This window comes from Roseiflexus sp. (genome assembly GCF_057785375.1).
This window is the reverse complement of sequence record NZ_JBYNRX010000054.1, coordinates 28,195-45,400: the sequence shown is the minus strand read 5'-3', so window position 1 is coordinate 45,400 and position 17,206 is coordinate 28,195. Positions and strand designations below refer to the sequence as shown.

The 17,206-nt window shown below is 61.0% G+C and carries 14 protein-coding genes; 2 read left to right on the top strand and 12 right to left on the bottom strand.

Going from position 1 to position 17,206, the window contains the following annotated elements:
* The first annotated feature begins 25 nt into the window (after nucleotides 1-25).
* Entirely contained in the window at nucleotides 26-1,840 is a 1,815-nt protein-coding gene (locus AC3EA7_RS09480) for a glycosyl hydrolase (protein ID WP_488613804.1), read from the top strand.
* A gap of 188 nt (nucleotides 1,841-2,028) precedes the next feature.
* Here AC3EA7_RS09480 and rph read toward each other — a convergent pair whose 3' ends face one another.
* Nucleotides 2,029-2,784, bottom strand: coding sequence for a ribonuclease PH (gene rph / locus AC3EA7_RS09475; protein WP_488613803.1), 756 nt, complete (start codon nucleotides 2,782-2,784; stop codon nucleotides 2,029-2,031).
* A gap of 80 nt (nucleotides 2,785-2,864) precedes the next feature.
* On the opposite strand from rph, the gene AC3EA7_RS09470 reads away from it, so the two are divergent.
* Nucleotides 2,865-3,413, top strand: a complete 549-nt coding sequence (locus AC3EA7_RS09470; RefSeq protein WP_488613802.1) for a GNAT family N-acetyltransferase — start codon at nucleotides 2,865-2,867, stop codon at nucleotides 3,411-3,413.
* Between the two features lie 112 nt (nucleotides 3,414-3,525).
* On the opposite strand, the gene acs (AC3EA7_RS09465) is transcribed toward AC3EA7_RS09470, so the two are convergent.
* The 11 genes from acs (AC3EA7_RS09465) to rpsB form a co-directional block, all read right to left on the bottom strand.
* Nucleotides 3,526-5,478, bottom strand: coding sequence for an acetate--CoA ligase (gene acs, locus AC3EA7_RS09465; RefSeq protein ID WP_488613801.1), 1,953 nt, complete (start codon nucleotides 5,476-5,478; stop codon nucleotides 3,526-3,528).
* Nucleotides 5,479-5,527: 49 nt separating this feature from the next.
* A complete protein-coding gene (gene acs, locus AC3EA7_RS09460; protein WP_488613800.1) occupies nucleotides 5,528-7,447 on the bottom strand; it encodes an acetate--CoA ligase in 1,920 nt (639 codons plus the stop codon).
* 487 nt (nucleotides 7,448-7,934) lie between these two features.
* Nucleotides 7,935-8,633, bottom strand: coding sequence for a 3'-5' exonuclease (locus AC3EA7_RS09455; protein WP_488613799.1), 699 nt, complete (start codon nucleotides 8,631-8,633; stop codon nucleotides 7,935-7,937).
* Between the two features lie 11 nt (nucleotides 8,634-8,644).
* Entirely contained in the window at nucleotides 8,645-10,516 is a 1,872-nt protein-coding gene (locus AC3EA7_RS09450) for a DUF294 nucleotidyltransferase-like domain-containing protein (protein ID WP_488613798.1), read from the bottom strand.
* Nucleotides 10,517-10,528: 12 nt separating this feature from the next.
* A complete protein-coding gene (gene recJ / locus AC3EA7_RS09445; protein ID WP_488613797.1) occupies nucleotides 10,529-12,247 on the bottom strand; it encodes a single-stranded-DNA-specific exonuclease RecJ in 1,719 nt (572 codons plus the stop codon).
* Between the two features lie 21 nt (nucleotides 12,248-12,268).
* Nucleotides 12,269-13,114: a phosphatidate cytidylyltransferase gene (locus AC3EA7_RS09440; protein ID WP_488613796.1), complete on the bottom strand. Its 846-nt coding sequence runs from the start codon at nucleotides 13,112-13,114 to the stop codon at nucleotides 12,269-12,271.
* A gap of 4 nt (nucleotides 13,115-13,118) precedes the next feature.
* Nucleotides 13,119-13,829 (bottom strand): undecaprenyl pyrophosphate synthase, encoded by a 711-nt coding sequence (gene uppS / locus AC3EA7_RS09435; protein WP_488613795.1) that lies wholly within the window; start codon nucleotides 13,827-13,829, stop codon nucleotides 13,119-13,121.
* A 123-nt stretch (nucleotides 13,830-13,952) separates the two neighbouring features.
* Nucleotides 13,953-14,510 carry a ribosome recycling factor gene (gene frr / locus AC3EA7_RS09430; protein ID WP_488613794.1) on the bottom strand — a complete coding sequence of 186 codons (558 nt, stop codon included), beginning with the start codon at nucleotides 14,508-14,510 and terminating at the stop codon, nucleotides 13,953-13,955.
* A 20-nt stretch (nucleotides 14,511-14,530) separates the two neighbouring features.
* Nucleotides 14,531-15,262 (bottom strand): UMP kinase, encoded by a 732-nt coding sequence (pyrH, locus tag AC3EA7_RS09425; RefSeq protein ID WP_488613793.1) that lies wholly within the window; start codon nucleotides 15,260-15,262, stop codon nucleotides 14,531-14,533.
* Nucleotides 15,263-15,565: 303 nt separating this feature from the next.
* Entirely contained in the window at nucleotides 15,566-16,096 is a 531-nt protein-coding gene (gene tsf / locus AC3EA7_RS09420; RefSeq protein WP_488613792.1) for a translation elongation factor Ts, read from the bottom strand.
* Between the two features lie 89 nt (nucleotides 16,097-16,185).
* Nucleotides 16,186-16,977: a 30S ribosomal protein S2 gene (gene rpsB, locus AC3EA7_RS09415; RefSeq protein ID WP_488613791.1), complete on the bottom strand. Its 792-nt coding sequence runs from the start codon at nucleotides 16,975-16,977 to the stop codon at nucleotides 16,186-16,188.
* Nucleotides 16,978-17,206: the final 229 nt, after the last annotated feature.

Here is a 17,206-nt window from a genome sequence, read left to right as displayed (position 1 = left end):
GCGCCTCTGGTATAATTGCGGCACTATGCGCTTACCATCGCTGCCGCGCGTTGATCGCGTCCTGTCAATCATTGTGGTGATGACCCTGCTGCTGGCGATGCTGCCGGCCGTTGCACCTCCCGAAGCTGCACCTGTGGTGATGGAAACGCCCCGCACGACGTTGCACGACTCGCCTTTCGGCGTCAACAGCCATCTGGCAACCAGGTATTGGGACCCTGCCTCGATGCATGTGCCGGCAGACATCGTTGCGAACCTGGGTGTTGGCTGGGCGCGCGAAGACTTTCACTGGTTCCGCATTCAGCCGACGCCCGACGCCCCTTACGACTGGACATTTACCGATGAAGCGGTGCGGGCGCTCAGTCGGCGGGGGGTGAATATTCTGGGCGTCATCGGGCACCCTCCGGGATGGGCAACACCGTTCCCCAGTGATGTGCTGCACGGAGTGTCGTTCTACGCTCCCGACCCGCAACGATTTGCTGCGTTTGCCGCCGCTGTTGCGCAACGCTACCGCAATTACATTTCTCACTGGGAAATCTGGAATGAGCCGGACAATCCGTTGTTCTGGAAGCCTGCCCCCGATCCCGTCGCGTATGCCACGCTCCTGCGCCTCTCCGCCGCTGCCATCCGGTCAGTCAACCCGCAGGCGACCATTCTGATCGGCGGGGTCTATTCGTTCGAGCCGTCGTTTTTACGCCAGGTGGCGGAGGCTGGCGCGTGGGCAAGTTTCGATATTCTCGCCATCCATCCGTATGTCAGTCCAAGCGCGCCTGAGATTGGCAACCTGATCGCAGGCGTCGAAGCGGCGCGCGCAGTTGCGGAACAGTACGGCGCACGCCCGATCTGGGTCACCGAGATTGGGTGGTCGAGCGGGCGCGGCGACCGCGACGCCGTGGGAGTGGTGAATGAGCAGGATCAGGCCAATTTTCTGGTGCGCGCGACGTTGTTGCTCTGGCGCGCGGGCGTCGAGAAGATATTCTGGTATACGCTCAAGGACGACCCCGGCAACCCCTATGGTCTGGTCGGGCTCGGTGTCGGCTATTTCGACTACAGTCGCCTGAAGCCGTCGTTTACGGCATACCGGGTGATGGCGGAATACCTGGCAGGCGCCGACCTGGTGGTGGTGCGCGATCTGTTCAACCGAACCACCGTGCTGGACTTCGAGCAGTTTGGTTCATGGCGGCGCGGCGATCAGGCGTATGGCGATTTGACGCCATCCGGCGAGCGAGTGCGCAGCGGGCGCGGTGCGGCTCAGTTGCGCTACACGTTCCCCTCGCGCGCCAATGAGTTCGTCGTCTTCCGGCGCGAGCGCCCGGCGCCCATTCCCGCTGGTTCCTACGCCCTGGGTCTATGGGTGTATGGCGATGGCTCCGGAAATACGCTCAAGGTCTGGGTGCGCGATGCCGAAGGGGAAGTGTTGCAGTTCGCCCTAGGCACAATTGGACCGCCGGGATGGCGCATCCTGGAAGCGCCAATCGTGGGCGTTGCGCCGGAATGGGACCGGATCAGCGGTAATGGCAACGGGCGGGTCGACTTTCCTGCACGGCTGGATGCCATTGTGCTCGACGACTCTCCAGATGCCTTTACGGGCGAAGGGATCATCCACCTCGACGATCTGTTTGCAATCAGCGGTCCAGAAGCGTATGATGCGCAATTTCAGCGTGGCGACGTCACGATCGACGTTTTATGGTCGCCGATGCCGGTGCGCGCGAGCATTCGCACCAGCGCATCAACCGCCACGCTCGTCACGCGCGATGGCGCCACGTCGACCATTGTCGCCGGCGGGGGCCGCCTGGTGATCGACCTGGGTCCGGCGCCGGTGTATGTCGTTCATCGCAGGTGAGGCAAGAGACCTTAGAATTCACACAACAGGAGTTACGCGGTCACCTCACGGACGAGCTGCGTAACGGGCTCTTGTTGCCTTTGGCAGAGCGGCACTGGTCTTCTTTGGCGGTGCGGGCTTTGCCGCCGCACCGCACCGCCTTGATCGGGAACGCCGCGCTGCCGCAGGCGCTGAGGAAATAAAAACGCTCAGTGGGCAATGTTCCCCCGATCACCGTGCAATGCTTCAACAACCGGCGCCAGCGCTTCGTGCTGAATGGCGAACAGGCGATGAATGCCATCGGTTGCGAGATCGAGCAAGGCGTCGAACTCCGCGCGACTGACGGCGCGCGCTTCTGCGGTGGATTGCACTTCAACAATGGCGCCGTCATCTATCAACACCAGGTTGCAATCGATGTCGGCGACGCTATCTTCACTATAGTCGAGGTCGAGCAATGCCTGGCCGCCAACGTACCCGGCGCTGACGGCAGCGACGGCGTGCTGGTGCGGGTTGGCAGCCAGCCGCCCGGCGGCGGACAGGCGGTGCATCGCCAGCGCCAGCGCCACATACCCGCCGGTAATCGACGCAGTGCGGGTGCCGCCGTCCGCCTGGAGCACATCGCAGTCAATGGTGACCGTAAATCCGTCGAGCGCCTCCAGGGAGACCGCAGCGCGCAGGGCACGCCCGATCAGGCGCTGGATTTCCTGCGTGCGTCCTGAGAGTCCGCTGCGTTCGCGGCGGGTGCGCTGCGCCGTCGAACGCGGCAGCAACGCATATTCGGCGGTCACCCAACCGCGCTGTTGACCGCGCAGCCACTGCGGGACGCCCTCTTCCACGCTGGCGGTGCAGAGCACGCATGTATTCCCCATTGCAATCAGCGCCGATCCTTCAGCATACCCATAGGTGTCGATGCTGATCCGAACCGGACGCAGATCAGAAGGCGCTCGTCCATCATTCCGAACCATATGAACTCCTGTGTACCGACAAAGGTATAATCGATGTTGTGCAAGATTTCACGGTTTGGTCACTATGACAGGAGCTGCCAATGACGACCGCCCCGCCCAGAGTTCCATTCGATGCCGCGCTGCGCAATGAGCGCACTGTCCACATCCGTCTGATAGAAGCGGGAGACAATGAGCGGCTGATTGCATTTGGCGCTGCGCTGCCCGAAAACGACTGGCTGCATGTTGAGAACGACCTGCGCAGTCCGGAAGTGGTCGCGCGCCTGGTCAGTGCGCGCGACGCCGAGCACTGGCGACAGATCGTCGCCGTGGCGCCCGATGGCGCCATTGCGGCCTACGCGTCGGCGCGCCAGTTGCCGGGTCGTTCGAGCCATGTGGCTGATATTCAATTGATTGTTGACGAAGCCTGGCGACGCTGTGGGCTTGGCACCGTCATGGCGGGTGAGATTGTGGCCCACGCGCGCAAACTGGGGGCGACAAAAGTGTTCGTCGATATGGTCGAGGAACAAACCGCCGGCCAGGCCATTTTTACGCGCCTGGGCTTCAAACTCGAAGGGCGCCTCGTCAATCACATCCGCGATCGCCAGGGTAAGCCGCACAATCTGGTCGTTCTGGCGTATCACGTTGAATGAACGTTCAGCGTCGTAACGTTTGACGCTCCTCTTGAGAGGCTATCCGCACAATCGCCACGTGACACTCATCGGGTAGGCGAAGGCATTGCCTTCGCCTACCCGCCTACCCGACTTACCCCTCCAGCGTTGAGAGATCGCCGGGATCCTGTCCTAACGCCTGCGCTTTGAGCACGCGCCGCATAATCTTGCCCGAGCGAGTCTTCGGCAGGATCGAGACGAACTTGATGCTCTCCGGGCGCGCAATCGGCCCCATCTCGCGCGCCACGTGCGCCTTGAGTTCATCTTCCAGCGCCGGTGTGCCGTCGATGCCAGCCCGCAGAATGACGAAGCAGTGGATCGCGGTGCCCTTCACCTCATGCGGCAGACCGATGGCTGCGGCTTCCGAAACCGCCGGGTGCGACACCAATGCGCTCTCGATCTCGGCGGTGCCCAGGCGGTACCCCGACACCTTGATCACGTCGTCGATACGCCCAATGATCCAGAAGTACCCATCCTCGTCCCTGCGCGCCGAGTCGCCGGCAGTATACATGCCAGGCGGATCGCTGTTCCAGTACTGATTGACATACCGATCCGGGTCGCGCAGAATAGTGCGCATCATGCCGGGCCATGGCGTCTTGATCACCAGCAACCCGTCTTCGTTGGCGCCCTTGCTGCGTCCCTGCTCATCGACCACATCCGCCTCGATGCCGAGGAACGGGCGGGTTGCCGAGCCGGGCTTCAGCGGCGTCGTGGGGTTAGGGGTGATCATAAAACCGCCGGTTTCGGTCTGCCACCAGGTATCCATAATCGGGCAGCGCCCCTTGCCGATGACATTGTAGAACCAGCGCCACGCTTCGGGATTGATCGGCTCGCCGACCGAACCCAGGAGGCGCAGGCTCGACAGGTCGTGGCGATTGGGCCAGGCGTCACCGAAGCGCATGAGGCCGCGAATGGCCGTTGGTGCGGTGTAGAGAACGTTGATGCCGTACTTCTCCACCAGGCTCCACCAGCGGTTCGGGTAAGGGTAATTGGGTGCGCCTTCATACATGAACGACGTTGCGCCTTCGATCAACGGACTATACACAATGTACGAATGACCGGTGACCCAGCCGGGATCGGCGGCGCACCAGTAGCGATCCTCCTCTTTGATGTCGAAGGTAAAGTGCAGGGTGGACGAAATATAGACGGCGTAGCCGCCGTGGACGTGAACCACGCCCTTGGGCTTGCCGGTGCTGCCGGAGGTGTACAGAATATAGAGCGGATGCTCGGCATCGACCGGAACCGTCTCGCAGCGCGCCGAGGCAATCGGCAGGCTCATCAGATCGTGCCACCAGTAGTCGCGGCCCGCCTGCATCTCGACCTCGTGACCGGTGCGCCGCACGACGATGCAGGTCTGGATCGAGGGGCTGTGCCCCATCGCCTCATCGGCGATCTTCTTGAGTTCGACGATTTTGCCGCGCATATAGCCGCCATCGGCGGTGATCAGCACCTTCGACTGTGCATCGGCGATGCGCTCGCGCAAGGCTTCCACCGAGAAGCCGCCGTAGATCACCGAGTGCGCAGCGCCGATCTTGGCGCATGCCAGCATCGCAAAGACCAGTTCGGGGATGCGTGGCATATAGATCGACACGATGTCACCCGGCTGAACGCCCATGCTCTTCAGCACATTCGCGAATTTCGACACTTCGCGGTTGATGCCGAAGTAGGAAAAGGCGCGATACGTCCCATCTTCGCCTTCCCAAATGAGCGCCTGTTTGTTGCGGCGGGCAGTCTTCAAGTGGCGATCAATCGCATTGTGCACAATGTTGAACTTGCCGCCGACGAACCATTTGTAGAAGGGCTTGTTCGAGTCGTCGAGCACCTTCTCCCATGGCTCGTACCACTCGAGGCGGTTTGCCATATCCGCCCAGAAGAGGTGTGGATGCTCAATTGACCACCGGTACAGTTCTTCCCAGGTCGCGAAGCCTTTCGAGCGCATGTACGCGGTTATGTTGGCTTGCTCGACAATGTGTGACGGCGGCGAGTAGATACCCTGTTCGTCCTCGAACTGACTGATCGTTCTTGGTTCGGCTACATCGATCGACATGCAGGTTCCTCCCTAAGCATACTGACACTGTCCAGACCACCGAATCCCGTTACCCTTCCATCGTACTGAGGTCGCCAAGCGGTTCGCCGAGCGCCTGAGCGCGCAGGACGCGGCGCATGATTTTGCCCGAGCGAGTCTTTGGCAGCGTCGGCGGGAATGAAATCGTTTCGGGCTTGGCGATTGGTCCCATCACTTTGCCGACATGGGCTTTCAACTCGTTGGCCAGTTCTTCCGATGGCGAATGCCCGTTGCGGAGCAGCACAAAGGCATGAATGGCATTGCCGCGCACCGGATGCGGCAACCCGATCACTGCCGCCTCCGCCACCGCCGGGTGTGAGACGAGCGCGCTTTCGACTTCGGCGGTGCCCAGGCGATACCCGGAGACCTTGATGACATCGTCGGTGCGACCGATGATCCACATATACCCATCAGCGTCGCGTTTGGCGGCGTCGCCGGTGAGATACATGCCCGGATAGCGGCTCCAGTACTGATCGATATAGCGTTGATCGTCGCCGTAGATGGTGCGCAGCATCGAAGGCCACGGCCGGGTGATGACCAGCGCGCCTTCGACGCCAGGCGGTACGCTCTGCCCCTGTTCATCGACGATGTCGAGCGCGACTCCTGGCACAGGAAACCCGCAGGAACCGGGCTTCATCGGCAGTGACGCATAGTTGGAAATCATCGGGCGTGATGTTTCTGTTTGCCACCAGTTGTCAATGATCGGGCAACGCTGCTGTCCAATCACTTCGTAGAACCAGCGCCATGCTTCGGGATTGAGCGGTTCTCCGGCGCACGCCAGCAGACGGAGCGTACTCAGATTGCGGCGTTGGGGCCAGGCGTCGCCGTAGCGCATCAAGCCGCGCACGCCGGTCGGCGCGGTAAACATCAGCGTCACGCCGTGCCGCTCGATCAGGTGCCACCAGCGATCCGGGTAGGGATAGGCGGGCGCACCTTCGTACATCAGCGTGGTGATGCCGTGCATCAATGGTCCATACAGCACAATCGAGTGCCCGACGATCCAGCCTGCGTCGGAGGTGCAGAAGAGCGTATCTTCTTCTTTGAAGTCGAGCACATACTTCAGGGTGGTGTAGACATCCACCATGTAGCCGCCGAGGGTGTGGACCACCCCTTTGGGCTTGCCCGTGGAGCCGGAGGTATAGATGATGAAGAACGGGTCTTCGGCATCGAGCGGCTCGCTCTCGCAGCGCGCCGAGGCGATCGGCAGGCTCATCAAATCGTGCCACCAGTAGTCGCGCCCGCTGCGAATATCGACCTCGTGCCCGGTGCGTTTGATGACGACGCATGTTTCAATCGACGGCGCGTGATCGACCGCCTGATCTGCAATTTCTTTCAGTTTGACAATCTTGCCGTTCAGCAGGCTGCCATCCGCCACCACCAGCACTTTGGCGTGGGCATCATCGATACGGCTGCGCAGCGCCTCGGTCGACAGACCGCCATAGACGACGGTGTGAACGGCGCCAATGCGGGCGCATGCCAGCATAGCGATCGCCTGCTCCGGGCAACGACCGGTGTAGATGGCCACCCGGTCTCCTTTGCGCACGCCAAGCGATTTGAGGACATTGGCAAACTTGTTGACATCACGGTACAGTTGCCAGTAGGTGTAGGTGCGAATGATGCCGTCTTCGCTCTCCCAAATCAGCGCCACCTTGTTCTTGCGCCATGTTTGCACATGACAATCAAGTGCGTTGTACGCCATGTTTGTCTTGCCGCCGACAAACCATTTGTAGAACGGGGCGTTGCTTTCATCGAGCACGGTGTGAAACGGCTCGAACCAGTGCAGCGCCTGCGCCGCCTCGCCCCAAAACCCGTGCGGATCCTCAATCGAACGGCGGTAGACCGACTCATAGTCGGTCAGGTTCGCGTTGCGCGCAGCTTCCTCCGGCGGACGTACCACAACGTCGGCGGTTTCGACATTGTTGGTCGAACCAAGCACGTGGGTGAGTGTCATCTGTTCACCTCCTAGCGTCAATGCTGTGCGATCAGAGCGGCTCGCGGAGAGCGCCCTTGGGCGCACGACATCGTGCTGTACCAGGGCTTACACCATGCTTCTGACAGATGCGGGAACGTGTATACTGATTGTAAACACTATATGCGGATGATGTCAAGTCATCTTAAGGCTACGATAAAGATCCTGTAAAAACGAGGGAAGGCGAACACGCCTTGCGCCGACTATCGTTGCGAGACAACCGCCGTTGCATTGGTACCTCTTGCCTCGCCCCTCTTGCCTCGCCCCTCTTGCCTCGCCCCTCTTGCCTCGCCCCTCGCGCCTCGCGCCTCACCCCTCGCCCCTCGCGCCTCTTGCCTCGCCCCTCGCGCCTCACCCCTCGCCCCTCTTGCCTCGCCCCTTGCGCCTCGCCCCTTGCGCCTCTTGCCTCGCGCCTCGCGCCTCGCCCCTCGCCCCTCTTGCCTCGCCCCTCTTGCCTCGCCCCTCGCGCCTACCGCAGACATCCCCCGGCGCGCAGCAGGTCGCGCAGGCGGGGGGTATCGTGTACTGCGACCAGGCTGACCTGAGCCAGAAAGAGTTGCGCAGTCGTCAGAGCATCGTTGAGGGCGTTATGCTCAGGGTAAACGGGCAATCCCACACTTTCCGCCAGTGCGCGCAGTTGCAATGCCGGTTCCTGCTCTGATGCCGATCCTTCGATCAGGCGCTGATTGCGCTGAAAATGCCATGCCAGACGCGCCGTGTCGATGGCGGGACCGCGCGGTTCGACACCGTACAGCCGCCGCATCGCCTGGCGCAAAAAGCCGATGTCGATATCGGCGACGTGCACCACCAGCACCCGACCGGTCAATCGTCGAAGCACGTCAGGAATCACCTCGCCGAGCGGCGGTGCGTGCTCGACGTCCTGCGGGAGCAGACCGTGCACCCGAATGGCTTCTGCGTTGACCGGCGCATCATCCGGCGGGCGCACGAGGGTGTACCAGCGCCGATCCATGCGGATGCGGCCTTCGTCAATCTCAACCAGTCCAATCGCCAGCAGCGCATCGCGGCGCGGGTTCAGTCCGGTGGTCTCAACGTCCATCACGCTGTACCGCACGTCGCGCCAGGGTAGCGCCGAATCGGGGCGCGGCGCTTCGAGATACCCGACTACAGCGTCAGGAAGGTTGGAAGGTCGACGACGAAACAGAAACATGGCAGTTCTCGTCAGGCGATCAGGCTGGTTTGAAACGTGACCGCCACTGCGTGCTGCGCCACGGCGACAGCGCGGAGCGCTTCTTTCAGTTCACGCCGTTCGAGCGGAGTGAGTTTATCGACTTCGACCTGATTGCCCGGTTCCAGTCCCTGGCACAATTGCTGATACTGCCAGCGCAGGCGCAGCAATCCGATCAATTCGAACGCCGCAATCAGTTCTTCGGCGCTGGTCTCGTTCAGGCTGCTATGACCGGCTGATTTGCGCAGGCGAGTGATGGTATTGGTATCGGGCACGCCGGCTTCCAGCGCAAAGAGACGCGCCAGATCGACAATCATTGCCGTGCCGCGATATTTCAGGTCGATCAGGCCGCGCTGATCGCCACGACGTTCCAGCACCAACTGGCGAAAAAAGTTGATCGGCGCCGTCTGACGCAATGCGGCGCGCGCCAGACGACCAAGAAAAATCCGGTTCTCGCGGGCGCGCAGGATGATGGGGCGCAGTGAGGCTTCTGTGTCCAGCGTACCGTAGACGGGGCGATGGTCGAAAAAGATCGCAGTCTGGAGCAACGCTTCTTCGCTCGGCACGCTGATCCACTGGCGAAAATAGTTCTGCCAGACTGATCGTGGTTGACGCCACTGTGGGTTGGTCGCCATCACATTGCCCGGACAACGCGGGAAGCCGCAGCGCACCAGTTGTTCGACGACCCGTTCCGCCAACGCCTCGAAGTAGGCTTCGGCGCCCTCTGACGCATTGTCGGCGTAGATCAGCGCATTGTCCTGGTCGGTGCGCAGCGTCTGCTCGTAGCGCCCTTCGCTTCCCAGCACCAGCCAGGCATACGGGCACGGTGGCGGTCCAAGCGCCGCCTCAGCATCCCGAATGATATGCACCAGCAGCGCATCGTGCGCTGCTGCCACGGCGCGCCCGATGTCGCTCACTCTGGCGCCAGCATCGAGCAACCCGCCGACTGTAGCAGTGACCTGCTCGGTGTAGGCGCGCAGGTCGGCGTCGCTATGCGCGCGCACCAGTCGCTGTGGCATGAGCAGCGGGTTGTGGCTTTGCAGGCGCAGAAAATCACGATAACTGACCACGCCGATGATCTGCCCGCCATCGCTCAACGGCAGATGGTGCACCCCATGTTCGATCATCTTCAGCAACCCCTCGAACACCAGGCTATCGGCGGGCACGGTAATCGCAGGGGCGCTCATCACCTGGGCAATCGGCGTCGTGTAGTCACGTCCTTCAGCAACAACCCGGTTGCGCAGGTCGCGGTCGGTGACGATGCCGCTGCCCGCGTCGAGCATGCCGTAGGGCGGCAGATCGACGATCAACGCCGATGCCTGCGCCTCGCGCATGCGGCGCGCCGCTTCGCGCACGGTTGTGTCAGGAGCGACGGTGACCAGCGGTTCGGTAATCAGATCGCGCAGGCGGGTTTGAAACAGTTCGGGAGCAGCGGTCGCCTGGCGTTGTTGCAGCGCCTGTTCGAGCCGGTCGGTGATCGAGCGGGCGAAGAACTGTGCGAAGGGAGGATAATCCCGCCGCAACTGATGGAACAATGCCGCCGGAATGAGATAGCAGAGGGTCGCTTCGTGCGCGCGCACCGTACTGATCGGCGGTTTGCCCTGAATGAGCGAAACGTAGCCAAAGCATTCGCCTTCGCTCAACGTGTCGGTCAGTTCCACCACGCCGTTGCGCTCGCGGAGCAGATCGACGCTGCCGCGCCGGATGAGATAGAGAAATGCAGCCGGCTTGCCCCCCTGCGTCAGAATCTGAACGCCTTGCCCGAAATACTCGATCTGGACGGCGCTCGCAATGCGCTGAATCTGAAGCAGCGGCAACTGGCTGAACGGCGGATGCTCAAGCAGAAAACGAACAATTTCGTCCATCGCATCGTCACCTCATCGTGCGCTGCGAAAATCCCTGACATTCAATTGCAGCGCATCGCCTCCGTTCCACTCATCGGCTTCGAGGGTGTATGCCACATCGATCCAGCGCGGCTGTTCGAAATAGCGCACCAGATGCCCAAAGCGAAACGCAATGGCATTGAACGGACCCGCGCCGCCGGCATCGGTCAGGCGCAATTTCAGGTGCTGCCCCTCGCTCCCCCGTGGCCATGCCCCAATGACCTGCACCCGACTGCTCATGAGCACGGGTTGTGGGTTCCCCTGACCGAATGGCTCCAGTTTCTTCAGTTCCTGGAGCAGATCGTGCGACAGTTCACCAAGCGAAATCTCGGCATCGATGCAGAGACTAGGGATCAGCAGATCGTCGGGCAGGCGCTGTTCGGCATACTGGACCAGACATTCTTCGAGTTCTGGCAGGCGACTGGTGGCGATGGTAAACCCGGCAGCCTCGGTATGCCCGCCGAAGCGCTCGAACAGACCGGCGCAGGCCGTCAATGCCTCAATCATGCTGAATCCTGCAACAGAACGCGCCGAACCGCGCGACCACGTCTCACCGCGTTCGATCAGCACGGTTGGGCGGCCAAACTCTTCGACCAGACGCGCAGCGACCAGACCAACCACCCCTGCCGGATACCCGGCGTCGTCGAGCACGATAATCCGCTGACGATCCTTGCCCAGCGCCCGGATCTGTGCGCTGGCCTGTTCCTGGACACTCTTCGACACCTCCTGGCGTTGGCGGTTCTGCATATTCAGTTCGTGCGCCAGGCGTTGCGCCGTTTCGAGTTCCTCTGCGAGCAACAGTTCATAACTCAACCGGGCGCTGTCAATCCGGCCAGAAGCGTTCAGACGTGGTCCCAGCCCAAAACTGATATCGGTCGATGTCACCCTGCCCGGCATCAGGCCGGCGGCTTCGATCAGCGCGCGCACCCCTGGTCGCGGTGCGGCGTTGAGCGCCTTCAAGCCGTGGGTCACCAGCACGCGATTTTCGCCGAGCAGCGGTCCCATGTCGGTGACGGTGCCAAGCGCGACGACATCGAGCAGGTCATCTTTCTGGAGCGTCGAGCGTAAGCCGCGTCGCGCTAGCGCGCGCGCTACCTGATAGGCAATGCCGACGCCAACTAGATGTTTGAACGGGTACGGACACCCCGGCTGTTTGGGATTAATGAGTGCCAGGGCAGCGGGGAGGCGGGGAGGCGGCTCGTGGTGATCGGTAATGATCAGGTCGAGTCCGACGGTGCGTGCGTACTCCGCTTCACGCACATTGCTGATGCCGCAATCGACTGTGATCAGCAGGCGAACGCCTTCATGCGCCAGCGCATCGATCGCTGCCGTGTTCAGACCGTACCCCTCACGGATGCGGTGCGGCACGTAGGGTTGGATCATCCCGCCCATAGCGCGGATGACCTGCACCAGCAGCGTCACCGCCGTCACGCCATCGGTATCGTAATCGCCATAGACCGCCATTGGCTCGTGGTTCTGGATGGCTGCCACAATGCGTTGGACTGCCGCTTCCATGCCGCGCAGTTTGAAGGGATCGTGCAGGCGATAGTCGGAAGCGAAGAACTCCCGGATCGCGTCCTCATTGCGCAAGCCGCGCTGATAGAGCGCCGCAGCGATCGGCGGCGGAAACTGACGCAAGGCGGCGATAAACTCACGCGGCGTTTCGTGGACCAGCCAGCGCTTATTTCGCGCGGATAAACGAGGTGTGGGCATACCGGCGCGCTTTCTGATGGTTTACAGTGCCATGGTTAGCATGAGCGTGATATAGATCGCAGGCGCACTGAACAGCACGCTATCGATCCGATCCAGGATGCCGCCGTGTCCGGGGATGAGGCTGCCGGCATCTTTCAGTCCCGCCTGACGTTTGATGAACGACTCGGACAGATCGCCGACCGGTCCGACGATACCCGCGACGAGACCGATGAGCGCAGTTACCCAGAGCGAGAGCGGCAGACCAAACAGCGCCAGCGCCAGAAAAGCGCCCACGAGCGCACCCAGTACCCCTCCAGCGGCGCCTTCCCATGTCTTACGCGGGCTGAGCGATGGCGCCATTTTGTGCTGTCCCCAGCGTTTCCCGACGAAATAGGCGAAGAGGTCCTGCCCCCAGGTTGCCATCAACACCAGCGCAATCCAGGCGGCGCCGGGTTGCGGTTGGAGTGGAGCGAGCAATCCGTTGAACAACGGGGTCTCCATAGCGCGGAGCAGGATCAGAAACCCCATAAGACTGCCGACATAGAGCGCACCGCCGACCGTCAACGCCCATTCTGCCACGGCGCCGTGCTGTGCGTGGCGGGAAGCGCAAGCCGCCAGACCGATCATCACCGTCAGCGCCAGAGCCGGCGCCAGCAGATCGACGCCGGTCACTGCCCGAACGATCATCGCCCCGAGCAGCAGCGCCATAAGGATGATGCCGAGCGGATAGTTCGAGAGATACCCGCCGTGGTTGAACGCCGCATACAATTCGCTCAAACCGACAGCAGCCGCAACGACCACCAGCATCGTGAACGGCCAGAAACCCCACCACACGCAGACGATCACGAGCGGCAGCAGGACGACCGCACTCAACACTCGTTGGAGCAACGCGCTAGGATTCCTCTGAGAGTCCGCCGAAGCGGCGTTCGCGTTGTCCATAGTCGTAAATCGCCTGACGCAGATGTTCAGGGCTGAAATCGGGCCAGTACACCGGCGTTGTCCAGTATTCGCTGTACGCCGCCTGCCAGATCAAGAAATTCGAGAGGCGCCACTCGCCGCTGGTGCGAATGATCAGGTCGGGATCGGGCATACCGCGGGTCGAGAGATGATCGTTGATCATCTCTTCTGTCACTTCATCGGCCTTAACGCCAAGCGCAATCAACTCGCGCACTGCATCGACGATATCGGCGCGTCCGCCATAATTGAACGCGACCGCCAGGGTAATCCGGGAATTGTGGCGCGTCAGTTCGATTGCATCGAGGATCTTCTGTCGCAATTCGGCGGAGATATTGTCGAGGCGCCCGAGATGCCGCAGGCGCGCGCCTTCGCGATGCAGATTGATCGTCTCGCGGTCGATAAAATCGCTCAAAATGCGCATCAAGCCATCGACTTCCGCCGACGGCCGCGACCAATTTTCGGTCGAAAACGCATAGAGCGTCAGGTAGTGCACCCCCTGCTCAGCGCACTCGGTCACGATCCGGCGAATATTCTCCGTACCGGCGCGATGACCGGCGAGACGAGGCAAATGGCGCTGGCGCGCCCAGCGACCATTCCCGTCCATGATGATAGCAATATGCCGGGGAATGCGTGCGCGCTGCGACATGTCAGCAGTATCCTATCACGAAATCGAACTGTCGAGCCGGGCATCGGCGCTGAAGAAACCGCACAGGCGGCGCACCAGGGGACGTGGATGTGCTACGGCGTGCACCGTCTGATGGCACACCGATCAGATTTCCATCACTTCGGCTTCTTTTGTGGCGCCAATGTGATCGAGTTCTCTCACATAGCGATCGGTCAATTCCTGCAACTTTTCCTGAGCGCGGCGATGCTCGTCCTCCGAGATCATCTTTTCGTGCTCAAGATCGCGCAAATCTTCCAGCGCTTCACGGCGGATGTTGCGCAGCGCCACTTTCGACTCCTCGACCCGCGTGCGCACCAGTTTTGTCAGATCCTTGCGTCGCGCCTCCGTCAACTGCGGGATTGCCAGACGGATCAGCCGGCCATCGTCCGTTGGGGTAATCCCGAGTTCGGAGTTCATGATCGCTTTGGAAATCGCCTTGACGGTATTGGCGTCGAACGGTTGGATCACCAGCATGCGCGGCTCAGGGACGGTAATGGTCGCGAGCTGGTTCAGCGGCAGCATGGCGCCATACGCTTCAACGTGCAGATGCTCGACCAGCGCCGGCGACGCCCGTCCGGTGCGGATCGTCGCCAGATGGTTGCGCAGCGCCTCTGTCGCTTTTTTCATTCGACTTTCAGCCTCACGCAGGACATCGTTGACCATACGTTTCCTCGTTTCCTTCGCTACTGTGACGGATGGCTGCTGACCAGCGTGCCAACGTGCTCTCCCAGGACGATCCGCTCGATATTTCCCGGCGTCAGCGGATCGAACACAATGATGGGAATACTGTTATCCATACAGAACGTCAGCGCGGTGCTATCCATCACCGTAAGCCCGCGGCTCAACGCTTCCATATAACTGATGTACTCGAAGCGTTTTGCGTCCGGGTACCGACGCGGATCAGCGCTATAAACGCCATCGACGCCATTCTTTGCCATCAAAATAATCTCGGCGCGGATCTCCGCCGCGCGCAGCGCCGCTGCGCTATCGGTCGTGAAATATGGGTTGCCTGTGCCAGCGGCGAGGATGATGACGCGCCCCTTCTCCAGATGGCGCGTGGCGCGTCGGCGGATGTACGGCTCGGCGACTTCGTCCATTTTAATCGCAGTCATTGCTCGTGTAAAGACGCCACGACGCTCCAGTGCGTCCTGGAGCGCCAGAGCATTGATGATCGTCGCCAGCATGCCCATATAGTGCGACTGCGCCGCGTCCATCCCGCGCGCAATCGCCTGATTGCCGCGCCAGATATTCCCTCCGCCCAGTACCACTGCCACCTGTACGCCAAGCCGCAGCACCCGCTCAATCTCCTGCGCGTAATACTCGAGCATCTGTGGATCGATTGAGTGAGCGCCGCCGCCTGCGAGCGCCTCGCCGCTCAGTTTGAGCAGAATGCGGCGATATCGAGGTTCGGCCATGATGCCTCCACATACCAGGCGCGACTGCTATTCCGACGAGTACACGGCTTCGAGCCGCTACCTTTCACATAAGCTCACACAAAGGCGCAAAGACTCCGCGCTCGAGATCCATTGATGATGGCATGTCTTCCTTGTTTGAGGGTATTGCGCTGAGAGCCTGTCCGAACACCTGATAGCTGGATGTCATCGCGAGTGAAGCGAAGTAATCTCCTGTCGTGCGGGGAGATTGCTTCAGCCGCACTACGCTTGCTACAAGCGGCGCGCCTCGCAATGACCGTAGCGCAGGGGTATGCAGACAGGCCCTCAACCACCGATTTCGTACCGAACGAAGCGCCGCACAACGATGTTCTCACGGATTTTCGCAACCGCAGCCTGGATCTTTTCCTCAATCGTCTGCGAAGAGTCCTTGATGAACACCTGTTTCAGCAACACTTGCTCTCGATAGAACTGCTCGGGCAACAGCCCGCTGGCGCCGATTTCACTCTCCGGTACATCTTCGGCACGGACGTAGCGCGGGTTCATTGCAGCAACCTGCATGGCAATGTCGCGCGCCAATTGAATGAAATCATCGGTGCGCGCCACGAAATCGGTTTCGCAGTTCAGTTCGACCATCGCCGCCACCCGTGCGCCGTGATGGATATAGACCTCGATGCGCCCCTCCTTCGCCTCGCGCCCGGCGACCTTGTCGCTGACACGCAAACCTCGTTTGCGCAGCTCCTCGATCGCCTTCTCGAAGTCGCCGTTGGTTTGTTCGAGAATATCTTTGCACTCCTTCACGCCTGCACCGGTGCGCTCGCGCAGTTCCTTCACCATTTGAGCGGTAATCTCAGCCACGATGACTCCTTCTCTCTGACATAAAAACAGGGAAGATCAAAGGCGGCGTTGCTGCCTTCAGTCTTCCTTGCGTCTCTTTCACCACTGTGTTACTCGACCGCCTCGGATTCCCCGGCGATCACGTGTTCCGTTTCATCTTGCTCATACGGCCCGGAGGGCGCCATATCAGCCTGGAGCGACTCACGCCGGTTCTGCCCCTCGATGGCGGCATCGGCGATTTTCGTGGCGATCAGACGGATGCTGCGGATTGCATCATCGTTGCATGGAATGACATAATCGATCAAGTCAGGATCACAGTTGGTATCAACCATCGCCACAATTGGAATGTCGACCTTGTTGGCTTCTTTGACCGCAAGATCTTCTTTATGCGGGTCGATAATGAACAGTGCGCCTGGCAGTCGATCCATCGTTTTGATGCCGCCGAAGATCTTGTTGAGTTTTTCGATCTCCGCGTCGCGCTTGAGCGCTTCAGCCTTTGTCAGTTTGTTGAACTCGCCGCGCGCGCGTTGTTCTTCGAGGTCATTCAGGTAGCGCAACCGCTTCCGAATGGTCACGAAGTTGGTCAGCGTCCCCCCCAGCCAGCGCTGGGTGACGTAGAACTGCCCGGCGCGCGTCGCCTCTTCGGCAATCGTTTCCTGCGCCTGTTTCTTGGTGCCGACGAACAGCACTTTGTTACCTGCCGCGACGGTGTCCACAATAAACTGATACGCTGCCGCCAGACCGGTGATCGTCTTTTGCAGATCGATGATGTGAATGCCGTTGCGCGCTGTAAAGATGTACGGCCGCATTTTCGGGTTCCAGCGCTTGGTCTGATGCCCGAAATGCGCTCCTGATTCGAGCAACGCTCGCATCGACACGAGCCGCTGCGCTCCCTGCGTCATGCCAGAACTCCTCCTTGTGCTTCAGACAGACAGGCGCTCACCTGCCCGACGAATGCCTCCATTACTCCTGAATGCGCCGCACAACCGACTTGTGCCGGCAGGAGAGGCGGCGATAGAGCAATGTGTGTAATGAAGCGCGCCGCAGCGCGCCGTCTGGTAGTATAGCATACAAGCAGGGGGCGGGCAAATCGGCGGGGGTGCGCGGGGTGCAGGCATGATGTGTCAGGAA